Below are 14,477 nucleotides of genomic sequence, written 5' to 3' on the forward strand. Positions count from 1 at the left end.
TAATCAAAAAGGATAATGATCATGAAAGTATCGGTGATTTTAACAAGCTACAATAAACCAGATTTCATTGATCGTGTGCTAAAGAGTATGGTAGAACAAACGTATCCGCATTGGGAGCTTTTGATTATGGATGATGGCTCAGAACAGGGCACCATTCAAAAGATCCAGCCCTATTTAAGTGATGGACGCATTCAGCTGTATTCGCACAAGGTTCATCCGGCAAATCGGCTGTTAACCGCACGATATGCGACGCTTATTAATGAAGCATTAACCCGTATAACAGGTGAGCTCATTTGTTATTTAACCGATGATACCGTGTACCATAAAGATCGTTTGCTTAAAATGGTGGATGTTTTTCGGTCGAAGCCTCATATAGATATTGTGTATTCCTCGCAGCGGGTCGTGCATGTGAATCAGCATTTAGTGGAAACGATGAGTTTTGTTCGAGAAGCAGATCAAATCTTAGAGCATGCGTCCTTTCAAGTGGACCATTGTTCGGTCATGCACAGAAGCCGCTTGCTTCCACTGATTCATGAAAAATACGGACAATATTGGGATGATGAGCCAAAGCACTGGCATCATGCAGATTCTGTTTTTTGGATGAGGCTGAATCATTTCGCTTCGTTTTTTCCATTAAAAGCTGTACTGGATACAACATATAAAACGCCCCATTCCTTTCATCATCAGTTTTCGAGTATGCCGTATGATTTAATTGACGGAACGATCATTGAAAAAGAAGGGGATTATTATCAAATCGCAGACGGGAAACTTCATGGAATTGAAAAGCGCTGGATCAATGAAAAGAACAGGCGTGCGATCCGTGTTCCGCTATTATGTGAGATGAAATATGAAATAAAAGAGAAGCTGGCAGTACCCAATTATACAGTTGTCACCGCAGATCAGGGGAAAACGTTCTTTTATATTGAAAAACAGAAAAAAAGAAGGTTTGCTTCAAAACGTGACGTGCAATATTTTCAGTTTCACCCAAAGGAGACCTATACGATTTCAAATGACCAGCTTCAGTCATTTGAGGATGGCGATATCATCAAAGTTTCTCCTGTATTCAGTCCGCCAAACAGGCGGCTGTTTAAATGGAAACAAGATGTTTATTTACTTGTGCATCATGCCTTTTGCCGTATTGATCCTGAGGTGGTGAAGCGGTTTGCTTTTTATCATCAGCCGATTAATCTGTACCCGTCCCAATTTACGTTATTTCAGGAAGGAAAGTCGATTGTTCCGCTGTATAGGGAATCGCTGCAAGAATTCGATATGTCTCTTTATCAAACATCCGGGCGAAAGCACTCCTCATAAGAGGGGTGCTTTTTAAAATTTTTGCAGGAAGTAGAAAGGAAAAAGCGAAACATGAAAAAGACAGGGAACCATTTAGAAATGATCAAGCCGCTGAAAACTCGGCAATTGATGCCGGTTTTTTGGCACTGAAAGTGAGGGGGAAAGAATGGGGAAAGTTGTCGAAAGAGCAGATTGGTTTGAATTAATTTTAGAAGCCATCGATGAAGCCATTCACGTTGTAGATGATCAAGGGATGACGATTTTTTACAATCATAATGCCGCTAAGTTTGACTGTTTACAAAAAGAAGAGGTGATTGGCAAGTACATCCTTGATGTGTATCCCTCTTTAACTGAAAAAACAAGTACGCTTATGCATGTGTTGAGAACAGGAAAGCCCATTTATCATTCGCTGCAAACCTATTTGAATAAAAACGGAGAAAAAATTGAAACAGTGAACACGACATTGCCTATTATTGAAGATAACGAGTTAATAGGTGCGGTCGAAGTCGCAAAAGATGTATCCAAGCTGTCAGCCCTTTCCAATCGTTTAGATCAAAAAAAGCGAACATATGACGTGGATGGGGTAGAACAAATGCATGATTTTGCTTCATTTTTAACAAATGATCCGCTTTTAAAAGAAATGCTTGAAAGGGCAAAAAAAGCAGCTGCTTATCCGTCATCAGTTGTTGTCTACGGAGAAACTGGGACAGGAAAAGAAGTGCTCGTTCAAGCCATTGTCCATGAATCTGACCGAAAAAACCAAGTGTTTATTCCGCAAAACTGCGCAGCACTCCCAGAAACATTACTTGAAAGTCTATTGTTTGGATCTGTCAAAGGGAGCTATACGGGCGCAATTGATCGCAAGGGACTTTTCGAATTGGCTGATGGGGGCACGCTTTTTCTTGATGAGCTGCAAGCGATGCCTCTCACGCTTCAGACGAAATTATTACGTGTGTTAGAAGATGGCGTTGTCCGCCGCATCGGTGATGCAAAGTCCATACAAGTGGATGTTCGGCTCATTACTGCGCTCAATATGGACCCATTCGAAGCAGTGAAAAAGCAAATTTTAAGAGAAGATTTATTTTATAGACTGCATGTATCATCTTTTCATATTCCGCCGCTTCGTGAGAGAAAGCAAGATATCACGCTGCTATCCCGCCACTTCATTCAAACCTATCATCAGCAGTTTTCAAAAAACGTCACACGCCTTTCTGAAGAAACGGAACGATTGTTTATGGCGCACCACTGGCCTGGGAATGTTAGAGAATTAAAACATACGATAGAGCATGCCGTGTTGATGATGCCAAAGGAAGCGGAAGAGATCACCCCTCTATACCTTCCGACTAATTTACGTGAGCAAAAACTGGAAAAGGAAACATCTGAATCCTCCTTAAAAAATCAAGTGTCTTCATTTGAACAAACATTGATTCAAGAAGCTTTACATCAGCATAATGGGAATATTAAAAAAACCGCCGCCGCCTTAAAAATCCCTCGACAAACGCTGCAATATAAACTGAAGAAATATGCAGATGCCGAAATCTAGGCACAGCATCCAATTGAATATGACGGGTAAAGCTCCTTTTGTAAAGAATAGGGGCATTTTCCCATGTTGGCACATAACTTGCATAGTATAAAGTGAATGCTGATAGGGGGAATGGATATGAATCAGAAATTGTATGAACCGGCGCGTCACTGGAAGGACATTGAGCTTTGGAAGGATGTACCTGAGGAAAAGTGGAACGACTGGATTTGGCAGCTGACGCATACCGTGAAAACGCTTGAGGATTTAGAAAAAATCGTAAACTTAACAGAAGAGGAACGAGAAGGGGTGAAGATTTCCACCAAAACCATTCCACTCAACATTACACCCTACTATGCCTCACTGATGAATCCAGACGATCCAAGATGTCCAATACGTATGCAATCTGTGCCAATTGCAGAAGAGCTTCATAAAACAAAATATGATCTGGAAGACCCGCTGCATGAAGATGAGGACTCACCTGTCCCGGGGCTCACGCACCGGTACCCAGATCGCGTGCTGTTTCTTGTGACAAATCAGTGCTCGATGTACTGCCGCTATTGTACGAGAAGACGTTTTTCCGGTCAGATTGGTATGGGTGTGCCGAAAAAGCAATTAGATGCTGCCATTGGATATATTAGAGAAACACCAGAGGTGCGGGACGTGTTAATTTCTGGTGGAGATGGGCTGTTAATCAATGATCAAGTGCTTGAATACATTTTGAAAAACTTAAGAGACATTCCGCACGTTGAGATCATTCGGATTGGAACCCGCGCGCCGGTTGTCTTTCCGCAGCGTATAACAGATGAGCTGTGCGAGATATTGAAAAAATATCACCCAGTTTGGCTGAATACTCACTTCAACACAAGTATTGAAATTACAAAAGAAGCAAAAGAAGCGTGCGAACGTCTTGTGAATGCCGGTGTCCCTGTAGGGAATCAGGCCGTCATCCTTGCAGGTATTAACGACAGTGTGCCGATTATGAAGAAGCTGATGCACGACCTTGTGAAGATTCGGGTCAGACCATATTATATTTATCAATGTGATTTATCTGAGGGCATTGGCCACTTTAGAACGCCGGTATCAAAAGGGCTTGAAATCATTGAAGGCTTAAGAGGACATACGAGTGGTTATGCAGTGCCAAGCTTTGTTGTAGATGCGCCAGGAGGCGGAGGGAAAATCGCCTTACAGCCAAATTATTTATTATCGCAAAGCCCTGACAAAGTCGTCCTTCGTAACTTTGAAGGTGTCATCACCTCTTATCCAGAACCAGAGCATTACGTCGCAGGCCAGGCAGATGCGTATTTCAATGAAATTTATGAAGAGAAACAAGAACCTGCAATTGGTGTTACCGCACTATTTCAGGATGAAGCGAGATCGTTTACGCCTGAGAATTTAAACCGAATGAAACGTAGAGAAGCATATGAGACAAATCCAGAACACGACACACTCAAAAACAAACGTGAAAAACGGGATGAATTAAAAGAGAAGAAATATCAAGCGCAGCTCAAAAAAGAACAAACCGTGAAGGAGGAGAAATAGCCTTGCTGACATGTGATTGGTGTGAGGAAAACAAAGCAAATGCTGAGCAGACAACAGTCTATTGGGAACTGATCACGGGCACACAATCAATTGAAATCATCAATACGCCGTCCATCTCCTGCACGCACTGCGGTATGACCTATCAAAAGGATGAGACGGTCAAAGAGATTGAAGATCAATTAATTTTAGTGGACCAGACAAAACTTCCAGAAAAAATCTCCTATGAAGAATTAATGAGCATGGAGCGGTTATTAAAGCGAAATTACTTTGACTTTTCTTCATAAGTTGTACCTCCGCCTATACAAGTCATCAAATTGCTGTATAATATAACAACAAAATAGAGTGTCGCGGAGGGAAAAACAGGTGAAGTCGTTTTACCATTATTTAATGAAGTTCAGACATCCAAAACCGAAAGATGAAATCAGCCATTTTGCAAATGCTGCGTATGAGGATCACAGCTTTCCTAAAGCTTCCACAGATTATCATGAGCTGTGTGCTTATTTAGAATTAAATGGTGATTATTTAAGCTCAATGACAACATTTGACGAAGCGTTTGAGCAATACGAAGTAGAAGTCAAAAAAAAATAACACACAACCGCTTGTTCCATATGGGAGAAGCGGTTTTTTTATAAGAAATAAAATGGCGTTTTGCATGGTGTGGTTGCCCATGCAGAATTCCTTGCGCCGGCATACGATACGTTAAGACCAAAAGTCGGGCAAGGGGGAGACAGAATGAAGGCGAAAGCACCAAAATATCAAGTAGGGGATATTGTCGTCGTTGTCATGTACGGCACAGTCGGAACGATTACAAAAGTCCATCAAATTGACCAGCACTATTTATATGAGGTCAATCATAATGAGGTGCTTTATTTTGAAACATCACTTCAGCTTTACGATGAGTATAGCGGGGTGATTGTCGATACAGAAAAGCTGGACATTGAATATGAGTTCCTCATTGGCGATGTTGTATATGTAAAAGATTACGGAAAAGAGCTATTTAAAATCATCGGTCATCGGACTGAAATTTGGCGCTACCTTGAAGATGGCTGGGAAGATGTCATTTATGAACTCACGAGGCTAAAAGACGGAGAGTGGCTGGAAACAGAAGAGGAAGATTTAACGCTTGTCCTAAGGAAATATGAGATGGACCAGTTTGTTCATCAGCTTCTTTTTGTGCATTACGTCGGAGAAACCTCAAAAGAGTTTGAAGAAGATATGGTTCAAACAGCTCTATTGCAGCTAGAAGAGAAACAAGAAAGCGAAGCTTCACTTGAATTTCTCGCTGTATCTATAGTGGATGAGCTTCTTGATATCTATAATGATTATAAAATTCTCTACGAATTTTTCAAAGATCCAGAATATAAGGATATGATGGATTTTATTTTGGAAAGTTTACACGAACATTTTGGTTAAAGAAAGACTTGTCCTAACACGAATAAAAAATAAGGCACACAAAAAAATGCAATCACATAAAACCATCCCCTCAAGATACGGCCCATCACCTGATCAAATGTTTCTCCATCTAATATGCTTAACCATTTCATTGCCTCAAGCCCCTTTTCTTTTTGTTTACTGCATTTATATGTATGGAATGAGCCATTATGACAAACTGTAATAAAAAACAGCTGGCGTTCATACATCATAAAAAAGGAGGCGGAATGCAATGAAAGAAGCAGATTTGGTGATTGATACAGAGGAAATTGCGGAGTTCTTCTACATGGAGCTGATCAAAAGAGGGTACATACCTGCTGAGCTTGAAACATTTGAGCTGGCTGACATTACATTTGAATATATGCTGAAAAAAGCAATGATAGTTGAAGAAGAGGCGTGGTAGGCACTATACTTTGAAGAGATTCTGAAGAGAGAGGGAGGGGAATCCTTCGCGTGTACATCCTATTTCTTTTCATTTTATTTGGCGCCATTGCTGCGCTTATGGTATCTGGGGCTTTTCAAGATTTGGACAACCAGATCATCTTATGGTTTGAAAGCATCAGACTCCCTTTTTTAAATGATGTCATGCTGGCTTTGACAGACTTTGGCATCAGCGCGCTGCTCGTTCCAATCATGCTCATTTTTAGTGTGGTATTGTTTATGTATAAGCGCTACTACTCTATCATGATGCTTTTTCTATTATATCTTACAGAAAAAACAATCAATCATGAATTAAAGGGGCTTTTTGCTAGGGAGCGTCCGGCCTTTGATCATCTTGTAGGTGAAACGTATTACAGCTTTCCGAGTGGACATTCGATGAATGCAGCCACCATCTATCCTTTTATGGCTTATCTATTAGTTGAGATGATTCCATGGCTGAAAGAACGACAGAAAATTGTCTATTTGCTCACAGGACTGGGCGTCCTAGTCATTGGCATCAGCCGGATGTATATTGGCGTGCATTATTTGACAGATGTCGCTGGAGGCTTTGCGATAGGACTCGCTTTATTTCTCATTTGTAAAAAGATTGACGAAAGATTGCCTGTCATTCGACAAAAATAGAAGAAGGAAATTGACAGATCCCAGCCAATTTTATATAAAAGGGGAGGGATTTGAATGCAATTGACGTTGAGATTTTTTCAAAAGAAACCTTCAGCATTTCACTTAACCATTTATCAAACACCTGAATATGGCGCTGCAAGTGGGCATCAGCCTGTGTACCGGACAAAGATTGGCGGCAGAACACACCTTGATGTACTGGAGAAAGCATTCTCGACATTTAATGTACAAGATACAGTCCCTAATGATTACAATGCGCGGTTTATCACAACTGGCGATATTGTTGTGATTGATGATAGGAAAAAGGGGAAGTGCTATTATCAGCTTTCTCCGGCAGGATGGAAACGCAGTGAACGACTAATGACGATAGGCTAAATAGATGATGAATGATGCCAGCTTGAGATCCAGCTGGTATTTTCTTTTTTAAGCTCTATCGTTTATAATAAATAGGATAAAATACATAGTAAACGTAAGTGGAGGCTAAAAAATGAGTGTACATATTGGAGCAGAAAAAGGACAAATTGCAGAAACGGTATTGCTGCCAGGCGATCCGCTTCGTGCGAAATATATTGCAGATACATATTTAGAAGATGTTAAGTGCTATAACGAAGTGCGCGGGATGTATGGCTATACTGGAACCTATAAAGGAAAACGTGTTTCTGTACAGGGCACTGGGATGGGCGTACCATCTATTTCAATTTATGTGAATGAACTCATTCAAAGCTATGATGTTCAAAATTTAATTCGCGTTGGATCTTGCGGAGCTATCAAAAGGGATGTCAATGTACGTGACGTCATTTTAGCGCAGACATCATCAACAGATTCACAAATGAACCGTGTGGCATTTGGACCGATTGATTATGCGCCATGCGCTGATTTTGGCCTGCTCAAGAAAGCCTACGACACTGCAGAAGAAAAAAATGTCGCTGTACGTGTCGGAAATGTATTTACAGCAGACCAATTTTACAATGAAAAACCACTTGAGCTCATGGCTCAGTATGGTATCCTAGCGATCGAAATGGAGACAACCGCTCTTTATTCTCTTGCAGCAAAATTTGATCGAAAAGCGTTATCCATTTTGACAGTGAGTGATCATGTTCTAACAGGAGAAGAAACAACGGCTGAAGAGCGTCAAACAACGTTTGATGAAATGATCTTAATTGCGCTAGACTCCGTTTTATAATAGTATAAAGGGTGTGCTACTATGTAGCGCATCTTTATTTTTTTAGAAGAGCAAAAGGAAGGTATGTCATGAAGAAAAGCTACAAAATACTCTCAATCGCATCGATTCTTGGTTTGACAGCCGCATTATCAGGCTGCCAGTTGCTGGATCAAAAAAGCGGTACATCTGAATCAAACAAAACAAACGAACAAAAAAACGCAGCAAGTTCTTCTCCCCAGCACAACTCAAACGATACGGCAGATTCATCGAATCAAGAGCTGACGTTAAAGAGTGAATATTTCAATGACATCAAGGTTGTGAGCGGTCTGAAAACCATTCAAAATCCTGAAAATGTGCTAGCACTTGTCAACAAAGAATATGCATTACCAGGAACCTATAAACCTTCTGATCTCGTTGTACCAAAAGTAGAATTCTCTTTTTCGGAAGATATTGAAAAGCGATATATTCGCAAAGAAGCAGCGGAAGCGCTTGAGAAGTTATTCAAAGGTGCAAAAAAGGAAAACTTCGAGCTTGCTGCAGTATCTGGCTATCGCTCCTATGACCGTCAAAAAGTCATTTTTGATAGTGAGGTCAAATTAAAAGGTAAAGAAAAAGCACAAGAAGCAGTCGCTCTACCGGGCGTAAGTGAACATCAAACAGGTTTAGCCATGGACATTTCCTCAAAAAGTGCCGGCTTTGAGATCTCTGAAAAGTTTGGTGAAACGCCAGATGGCAAATGGGTGGCTAAAAACGCCTATAAATATGGCTTTATCATCCGTTATCCAAAAGGAAAAGAAGACATTACGAAATACGAATATGAGCCGTGGCATTTGCGCTATGTTGGAAAAGAAGCCGCAAAAGCGATGCATGATCACGATTTAACATTTGAAGAATACATGAACAAAGTAAAGAAAATCTAAACAAGTAAAAGGCCTCCCAGCTATTCGGGAGGCCTTCTCTTATTGTTCTTTTAAAAAAAGAACAATCCTGCTAATGCGAAGCCGGTAATGAAACCGAGGCCGATGCCATACGCTGCACCCCAGCCATAATATCCGCCCCAATAGCCATAACCATAGCCCCCGCGAGACCCGCCGACTGGACGAATATAAACTTTGCGGTTTGTCACACGCTCAATGCGTCCGACATGTACTCTGCCATTACGATCAGTGATTCTAGCGACTTTCCCCATGTGCTGCTGACAAAGCTTGTAGTAGCGCTCCATGTTTTTCCTCCTTATGACAAACTCTTTTCACTCTTATCCTATGCGAGAGACCTCATAGAGTTTGGACAAAACATATAGGAGATTCGCTCATTTTATACGGTGCATTCAAATAGAATGTGACTTAGCTGCTTTCTGTGTGCTTGAATGAGATCGTAGTGTGTTTGCAGCGTCTCGTAAAGAGAAGGTGGTATGTGTTCAGATAATTCCATTTCTGTAGGTTCCTCCTGCACCATATGTTCATCGAATGAGAGAATCTGAATGTCACGGAAGCCTGCTGCTGTTAACTGCTCCTTCCATTCTTCAAGCGACAAGAGCGAGTGAAAACCATAAAAATCCCGAACAACGGTCATCTCTTCAGGCGTAAGAGGGGCTTTTAACACAGCTTCATTTGCAATCAATTGGCTTCCAGGAGCAAGGACACGCTTGATCTCAGCGAGTGCAACAGGCAGCTTGGTAAAGCTTAAAACAGATTCACTGATGAGTAGAGAGAACGCTTGATCTGGAAAGGGCAGCTGCTCAATGGATGCCTCTAAGGCGCGGGTTGGCAGTTCTTCCCGCTTGAATCGCAGGTTCGCCTTTTCAATCATCAATGGATGAGTATCAATGGCCTCCACCTGATAACCTATATTTCCTAAATAGGCGGCCGTCTGTCCTGTACCGCATCCGGCATCCAGTATACGTGCATGAGGCGGCAGTTTTATATGCTCAATCATCGTTTTTGTTAACTCAATTCCGCCAGGATGGGCACCTGATACGCCAAAATAGGCAAGCATTTCTACATAATCACTCATATCATCCCTTCTTTCCTTATCCTGTTCCTCTCTAAAGATTATGCAATAGAGGAGCAAATGGCTTATCTTTTCAAGTAGAAGTTGATCCTTTGGTTGACGGATGAAGCATCGTCCTTGATAATAATGAAAGGAGATAAAGGTGGTGTTTTTTTGAAAAAACAAATGAAGTTCGTGGTAGCCATTTTGGTGACTGCTGCACTGTCCTCTGCGATTACATTTGTGATCACAAAACAAGGTGCTGTCAGCGTCTCTGGAGACGAGAAGTTTAGTAAACTCATGGCTGCGTATACGAAGGTAAAGGATGAGTATTACGAAAAAACGGATGATCAAAAACTAGTAGATGGTGCGATCCAAGGAATGATTGGATCACTTGATGATCCATACTCTACATATATGGATCAGGAGGAAGCCGAAGGATTTAACAACACCATTTCTTCATCATTTGAAGGAATTGGTGCACAAGTAGAAGAGAAGGATGGACAAATTTTAATTGTCGCTCCGATTAAAGGCTCTCCTGCTGAAAAAGCTGGTTTGAAACCTCATGATCATATTTTAAAAGTGGATGGAAAAAGCACCAAAGGCATGTCGGTCAATAAAGCAGTCTCTCTCATCAGAGGAAAAAAAGGAACGGATGTCCAGTTGCATCTCAACCGTCAAGGAGTGGGCAATGTAGATGTGACCATCACAAGAGACACGATTCCGCTTGAAACGGTGTATGCCAAACTCACAAAAGACAAAATAGGAGAAATCCAAATTACGTCCTTTGCTGAAACTACATCGAAAGAGCTGGATAAAGCGATTGATGACCTCGAGAAAAAAGGGGCAAAAGGTTTTGTCATTGACCTCAGAGATAATCCAGGCGGCATTATGACAGAAGCCATTGAAATGAGCAATGACTTTATCGATAAAGGAAAAGTCATTATGCAGGTTGAAGAAAAAGGGAAGAAACAAGTGTACAAGGCTGAAAAAGAACGCAAAGTCCATCAGCCGGCAGTTGTTCTTGTAAATGGCGGCTCAGCCAGCGCTGCTGAAATCATGGCGGCGGCTCTGCATCAGTCTTCAGGCATTCAAATTGTGGGTGAAAAGACGTTCGGCAAAGGAACTGTTCAAAATGCGCAAAACTATAATGACGGTTCTAGTGTCAAGTTAACCATTGCAAAATGGCTGACTCCAGACGGTTCTTGGATTCACAAAAAAGGAATCGAACCACAGGTCAAAGCAGCTCTTCCAAGTTATGCAAAGCTGCCGTACTTAAGCCCGAAAAAATCGTATGAGCTAAATGACAATGGAGATGAAGTCAAAGCGGCTCAAAAAATGTTCCAAGCGCTCGGCTACAAAGCAAAAGCAAACGGTGAATACGATCAAGCATTCCAGACTATCGTCAAAAGCTTCCAAACAGACAACGATTTAAAGGTAGACGGTATTCTGACAGGAGATACAACGACCGTTCTGATGACAAAGATCCAAGATAAGTTAAAGAACAACGATACACAAATGAAAAAAGCCATTGAAGTCTTGAAAAAAGAAATGAAATAAAGAAAAAGCAGTCCTCATCAGGGGACTGCTTTCAGATTGTCGACAAAGGGCTAAAATGAACTTTATTTTAGCCCTTTGTCTTCTTTTCAGCTCAGCGTGATAGAAAACCTTTGAAGTCTAGGAAGGACGAGCACTGGCGCGGAGCGAATTTGACATTCGTGAGCACCAGCGCGCAGGACTGACAAAGAATGCGAGGGTTTGTCTACACGCTGAAAGCAGTCCTCATAGGGGACTGCTTTTTCTTATCTTGTGATCGCTTCTGTTTTTTCATCATCCTTTTCAAATAGTTCATTCATGACAGAATTGGATGTGACCTTCTTTTGGAAGAATGGATTTAAAATCAAGATGACTACGACGTTTGCTAGTAAACCAAGAAAACCTTCATAAAGACCAAACGTGACTTGTGAGATATTCGCTGTAAAGGTGACGATGATTCCAATGACTAACCCAGCAATCGTTGCTTCTCTCGATTGTTTTTTCCAGAACAAGCTGATGGCAATAGCTGGGAAGATTTGGACCATTCCTGAAACACCAATGAGCTGAAGTGTGACAAGTGCAGTTGGGAACAGCATCCCGAATAAAAGAGCGAGCCCGATGACGATAAATACCATCGAACGTGTAATGATGGTCAATCTTTTAGGTGACACATTCGGATGAATTAAGTCACGGTATAAATTATTGGCAAATAAATTCGATGCGCCAATAGCCATGATGGAGCATGGAATGAGGGAAGCCAGTGCAATCGTTGAATAAGCGAGCCCCTGCATCACGCCGCCATATGATGTTTGAATTAAATGAAGAAGAGCAAATCTTGGATTTGTATCTTCTGGTAAGACTAAAAAGGCAATAAATCCAAGGAAGATGACCAAAATCAATACAATATTATAAAGAGGCAAAAACATGCTGTTTTTACGGATGGCATCTGCGCTTTTGGCTGTAAAAACCCCAGTTGCCGCATGTGCCCACATAAACAAAGCAAGGGCAGAAACGCCTGAAGCAGTAATGAACCATAAAATCCCCTTAGGACCGCCTTCAGGGATCGTGAGAAGCTGAGGCGCTTCTTTGGCTAACGTGTTCATCATCGGTGTCCAGCCGTTAAAATGAATAATTGGCAGTGAAACGACCATAAACAGCATGATCACCCAAACGAGAATATCCTTAATAATGGCTGTATATGTAGGACCTTTAATACCACTGAAAAATGTATAAAGTGCGACTAAAATAAATGAAATGATAACAACTGCATTGACATTAATATAATTAGTTCCAGCGACAGTTAACGTATCTTGAATCCCGCTCAGCTGAAGACAAATATAAGGAATCAGCATAAGTACCCCAACAATCGCAATCAAACTAGATAACAGCTTGCTGTCAAACCGCTCACGTGCATAATCGGCAAGTGTTGTAAGGTTGTGACTTTTCGCTACCGTCCATAGTTTCGGTAAAAAGAAATAAGCAATAAAATAAGCTAGGACTGAATACGGAATAGCGAAAAAAGCGACGCTTCCAGCTGTATAAGCTGTACTTGTAAGCCCTAAAAAAGTATAAGCTGTATATAAGTCTGCGCCAACGAGGAACCAGACAAGCAGTCCGCCAAATTTTCTTCCGCCGACAGACCATTCTTCTACTGACTGTCTTGATGATTTGTCACGACCAGCGGCAAAACCGATGACCACGACGATGAAAATAATACTTGCAGTAATCAATAAAGCTGTTAAATTTCCTTGCATTAGTCAGTTCCTCCATTTGAATGTTGCATCTTATAAATGATAAATGTGCAAATTGGTGTGAGTACAATCCATAGTAAGAGCCAGAAGTGGAAAAAGGGAAGGCCGATGACAAATGGATGAATGCGATTCGCAAATGGCAGTAATGCGAGCTGTCCAATGAATGGAATCGCGATAAGTAGTGCCAGCATCAATTTTTTGTTCATGATTTCCTCCTGAATATTTTGTAATTTCATAATAATAGCAGTTGTCAGATTAGATCACAAGACCATTTTCAGAAAAAACAATCATTTTGGTGGATATCATACTAATATAACGCTTTCATTCTTAAAAAAGGAGAAAGAGTGAAGATGTAAAGAGGGGGAAGGTGAAAGAAAGTATGTAGAAATAATATTTAAACCAAATAAAAAAGCCTCAGCATAAAAGCTGAGACCTTGCCAATTTTTAAAGGAAATCAGATACTTCTTCGATGTCGAAACGATTGCTTTTATGAGCTTCTTTTGCTGCTTTACCAACAGAAATCAGCATCACTGGGTCGTAGCGGCCGCTTACATTGAATTCTTTGATGTATGCTTCTTTACTGAAGCCACCCATTGCACACGTATCATAGCCCATTGCTTTTGCCGCAATCATTAATTGCATAGCAGCTAATGAAGCATTTGAATACGCTGCTTCTCGTGCATATTGCTCACTTTGATATGCGCCATTGATTTGAGTCATCAATGTTTCTTTAATGTCTTCAGTAATAAAGCCTTGTTCAGCCAGCTCACTGTAGATTTTTTCGCCATTTTGGTTAGCTTCAAGGTCACCTAGAACTGCAATAACAGCTGATGCTTGTGATACTTGCTTTTGGTTGTACGCGATTGGAAGTAACTTCGCTTTTGCTTCAGCACTATGGAAAACAGTGAAGTGCCAATGTTGAAGGTTCCAAGCAGAAGGTGCTTTTGTTGTGATTTCAAGAAGCTCTGTTAACTCTTCTTTTGTCATTTCATGAGTAGTATCATACTCTTTTACTGAAGCTCTTTGTTTTAAGATGTCAATCGTTTTTTGATCGGTCGCCATATGGATATTTCCTCCCGTTTTTGCAAATAGTATGGTACAATAACTAAAAAGTGAGAAACTTACTTATTGTAACTAGACATATTTTAAATTGTACACCGTTAGTTTGTCAAACAATCATGAAAAGAAAGGCTGAAAT

At 41.0% G+C, this 14,477-nt stretch carries 18 protein-coding genes; 12 read left to right on the forward strand and 6 right to left on the reverse strand.

Annotated features, from left to right (window positions below; translation table 11 throughout):
* Nucleotides 1–15 precede the first annotated feature (15 nt).
* From QSJ46_RS08625 to QSJ46_RS08650, 6 genes are all read left to right on the forward strand, one after another.
* Nucleotides 16–1,311 carry a glycosyltransferase family 2 protein gene (locus QSJ46_RS08625; protein ID WP_352230644.1) on the forward strand — a complete coding sequence of 432 codons (1,296 nt, stop codon included), beginning with the start codon at nucleotides 16–18 and terminating at the stop codon, nucleotides 1,309–1,311.
* A 145-nt stretch (nucleotides 1,312–1,456) separates the two neighbouring features.
* Nucleotides 1,457–2,833, forward strand: coding sequence for a sigma-54 interaction domain-containing protein (locus QSJ46_RS08630; RefSeq protein WP_285604561.1), 1,377 nt, complete (start codon nucleotides 1,457–1,459; stop codon nucleotides 2,831–2,833).
* 117 nt (nucleotides 2,834–2,950) lie between these two features.
* Nucleotides 2,951–4,351: a lysine 2,3-aminomutase gene (gene kamA / locus QSJ46_RS08635; protein WP_285604562.1), complete on the forward strand. Its 1,401-nt coding sequence runs from the start codon at nucleotides 2,951–2,953 to the stop codon at nucleotides 4,349–4,351.
* A gap of 2 nt (nucleotides 4,352–4,353) precedes the next feature.
* Nucleotides 4,354–4,635, forward strand: coding sequence for a YokU family protein (locus QSJ46_RS08640; protein ID WP_285604563.1), 282 nt, complete (start codon nucleotides 4,354–4,356; stop codon nucleotides 4,633–4,635).
* Nucleotides 4,636–4,714: 79 nt separating this feature from the next.
* Nucleotides 4,715–4,939: a YozE family protein gene (locus QSJ46_RS08645; protein ID WP_024422709.1), complete on the forward strand. Its 225-nt coding sequence runs from the start codon at nucleotides 4,715–4,717 to the stop codon at nucleotides 4,937–4,939.
* Between the two features lie 144 nt (nucleotides 4,940–5,083).
* Nucleotides 5,084–5,764 carry a hypothetical protein gene (locus QSJ46_RS08650; protein WP_048239409.1) on the forward strand — a complete coding sequence of 227 codons (681 nt, stop codon included), beginning with the start codon at nucleotides 5,084–5,086 and terminating at the stop codon, nucleotides 5,762–5,764.
* Here the strand turns inward: QSJ46_RS08650 and QSJ46_RS08655 are convergent.
* Nucleotides 5,761–5,895, reverse strand: coding sequence for a hypothetical protein (locus QSJ46_RS08655; protein WP_255290989.1), 135 nt, complete (start codon nucleotides 5,893–5,895; stop codon nucleotides 5,761–5,763). The genes QSJ46_RS08650 and QSJ46_RS08655 overlap by 4 nt on opposite strands.
* Nucleotides 5,896–6,014: 119 nt before the next feature.
* On the opposite strand from QSJ46_RS08655, the gene QSJ46_RS08660 reads away from it, so the two are divergent.
* The 5 genes from QSJ46_RS08660 (at nucleotide 6,015) to QSJ46_RS08680 (ending at nucleotide 8,923) form a co-directional block, all read left to right on the forward strand.
* On the forward strand, nucleotides 6,015–6,185 hold the full coding sequence (locus QSJ46_RS08660) for a YozD family protein (RefSeq protein WP_064497481.1): 171 nt from the start codon (nucleotides 6,015–6,017) through the stop codon (nucleotides 6,183–6,185).
* 50 nt (nucleotides 6,186–6,235) lie between these two features.
* A complete protein-coding gene (locus tag QSJ46_RS08665; protein WP_144490254.1) occupies nucleotides 6,236–6,844 on the forward strand; it encodes a phosphatase PAP2 family protein in 609 nt (202 codons plus the stop codon).
* Nucleotides 6,845–6,898: 54 nt separating this feature from the next.
* Nucleotides 6,899–7,216, forward strand: coding sequence for a hypothetical protein (locus tag QSJ46_RS08670; protein WP_107163458.1), 318 nt, complete (start codon nucleotides 6,899–6,901; stop codon nucleotides 7,214–7,216).
* Nucleotides 7,217–7,328: 112 nt separating this feature from the next.
* On the forward strand, nucleotides 7,329–8,024 hold the full coding sequence (gene deoD / locus QSJ46_RS08675) for a purine-nucleoside phosphorylase (RefSeq protein WP_285604564.1): 696 nt from the start codon (nucleotides 7,329–7,331) through the stop codon (nucleotides 8,022–8,024).
* Between the two features lie 68 nt (nucleotides 8,025–8,092).
* On the forward strand, nucleotides 8,093–8,923 hold the full coding sequence (locus tag QSJ46_RS08680) for a M15 family metallopeptidase (protein WP_285604565.1): 831 nt from the start codon (nucleotides 8,093–8,095) through the stop codon (nucleotides 8,921–8,923).
* A 50-nt stretch (nucleotides 8,924–8,973) separates the two neighbouring features.
* Here the strand turns inward: QSJ46_RS08680 and QSJ46_RS08685 are convergent, their stop codons facing one another.
* Together QSJ46_RS08685 and QSJ46_RS08690 are read right to left on the reverse strand one after the other, a co-directional pair.
* On the reverse strand, nucleotides 8,974–9,225 hold the full coding sequence (locus tag QSJ46_RS08685; RefSeq protein WP_048239413.1) for a hypothetical protein: 252 nt from the start codon (nucleotides 9,223–9,225) through the stop codon (nucleotides 8,974–8,976).
* A gap of 92 nt (nucleotides 9,226–9,317) precedes the next feature.
* Nucleotides 9,318–10,016, reverse strand: a complete 699-nt coding sequence (locus tag QSJ46_RS08690) for a class I SAM-dependent methyltransferase (RefSeq protein WP_285604566.1) — start codon at nucleotides 10,014–10,016, stop codon at nucleotides 9,318–9,320.
* A gap of 150 nt (nucleotides 10,017–10,166) precedes the next feature.
* On the opposite strand from QSJ46_RS08690, the gene QSJ46_RS08695 reads away from it, so the two are divergent.
* Complete coding sequence (locus tag QSJ46_RS08695; protein ID WP_285604567.1) at nucleotides 10,167–11,552, forward strand: S41 family peptidase; 1,386 nt, start codon at nucleotides 10,167–10,169, stop codon at nucleotides 11,550–11,552.
* 242 nt (nucleotides 11,553–11,794) lie between these two features.
* Here the strand turns inward: QSJ46_RS08695 and QSJ46_RS08700 are convergent, their stop codons facing one another.
* The 3 genes from QSJ46_RS08700 to QSJ46_RS08710 all read right to left on the reverse strand — a co-directional run bounded on the left by QSJ46_RS08700 (nucleotide 11,795) and on the right by QSJ46_RS08710 (nucleotide 14,341).
* Complete coding sequence (locus QSJ46_RS08700; RefSeq protein ID WP_039179321.1) at nucleotides 11,795–13,282, reverse strand: sodium:solute symporter family protein; 1,488 nt, start codon at nucleotides 13,280–13,282, stop codon at nucleotides 11,795–11,797.
* A complete protein-coding gene (locus tag QSJ46_RS08705; RefSeq protein WP_024422700.1) occupies nucleotides 13,282–13,485 on the reverse strand; it encodes a DUF3311 domain-containing protein in 204 nt (67 codons plus the stop codon). Before QSJ46_RS08705 ends, QSJ46_RS08700 begins: the two co-directional genes overlap by 1 nt.
* A 238-nt stretch (nucleotides 13,486–13,723) precedes the next feature.
* Nucleotides 13,724–14,341 carry a nitroreductase family protein gene (locus tag QSJ46_RS08710; RefSeq protein WP_041085726.1) on the reverse strand — a complete coding sequence of 206 codons (618 nt, stop codon included), beginning with the start codon at nucleotides 14,339–14,341 and terminating at the stop codon, nucleotides 13,724–13,726.
* Nucleotides 14,342–14,477 lie beyond the last annotated feature (136 nt).

The sequence above is a fragment of the Bacillus sp. YKCMOAS1 genome (assembly GCF_030268125.1).
Taxonomy (GTDB): domain Bacteria; phylum Bacillota; class Bacilli; order Bacillales; family Bacillaceae; genus Bacillus; species Bacillus safensis.

What these genes read in the sequence shown, in the direction of transcription:
- QSJ46_RS08625 (WP_352230644.1), top strand. Translation starts at nt 16, where the DNA reads ATGATCATGAAAGTATCGGTGATTTTAACAAGCTACAATAAACCAGAT.
- QSJ46_RS08630 (WP_285604561.1), top strand. Translation starts at nt 1,457, where the DNA reads ATGGGGAAAGTTGTCGAAAGAGCAGATTGGTTTGAATTAATTTTAGAA.
- kamA (WP_285604562.1), top strand. Translation starts at nt 2,951, where the DNA reads ATGAATCAGAAATTGTATGAACCGGCGCGTCACTGGAAGGACATTGAG.
- QSJ46_RS08650 (WP_048239409.1), top strand. Translation starts at nt 5,084, where the DNA reads ATGAAGGCGAAAGCACCAAAATATCAAGTAGGGGATATTGTCGTCGTT.
- QSJ46_RS08655 (WP_255290989.1), bottom strand. Translation starts at nt 5,895, where the DNA reads ATGAAATGGTTAAGCATATTAGATGGAGAAACATTTGATCAGGTGATG.
- QSJ46_RS08660 (WP_064497481.1), top strand. Translation starts at nt 6,015, where the DNA reads ATGAAAGAAGCAGATTTGGTGATTGATACAGAGGAAATTGCGGAGTTC.
- QSJ46_RS08670 (WP_107163458.1), top strand. Translation starts at nt 6,899, where the DNA reads ATGCAATTGACGTTGAGATTTTTTCAAAAGAAACCTTCAGCATTTCAC.
- deoD (WP_285604564.1), top strand. Translation starts at nt 7,329, where the DNA reads ATGAGTGTACATATTGGAGCAGAAAAAGGACAAATTGCAGAAACGGTA.
- QSJ46_RS08680 (WP_285604565.1), top strand. Translation starts at nt 8,093, where the DNA reads ATGAAGAAAAGCTACAAAATACTCTCAATCGCATCGATTCTTGGTTTG.
- QSJ46_RS08685 (WP_048239413.1), bottom strand. Translation starts at nt 9,225, where the DNA reads ATGGAGCGCTACTACAAGCTTTGTCAGCAGCACATGGGGAAAGTCGCT.
- QSJ46_RS08690 (WP_285604566.1), bottom strand. Translation starts at nt 10,016, where the DNA reads ATGAGTGATTATGTAGAAATGCTTGCCTATTTTGGCGTATCAGGTGCC.
- QSJ46_RS08700 (WP_039179321.1), bottom strand. Translation starts at nt 13,282, where the DNA reads ATGCAAGGAAATTTAACAGCTTTATTGATTACTGCAAGTATTATTTTC.
- QSJ46_RS08705 (WP_024422700.1), bottom strand. Translation starts at nt 13,485, where the DNA reads ATGAACAAAAAATTGATGCTGGCACTACTTATCGCGATTCCATTCATT.
- QSJ46_RS08710 (WP_041085726.1), bottom strand. Translation starts at nt 14,341, where the DNA reads ATGGCGACCGATCAAAAAACGATTGACATCTTAAAACAAAGAGCTTCA.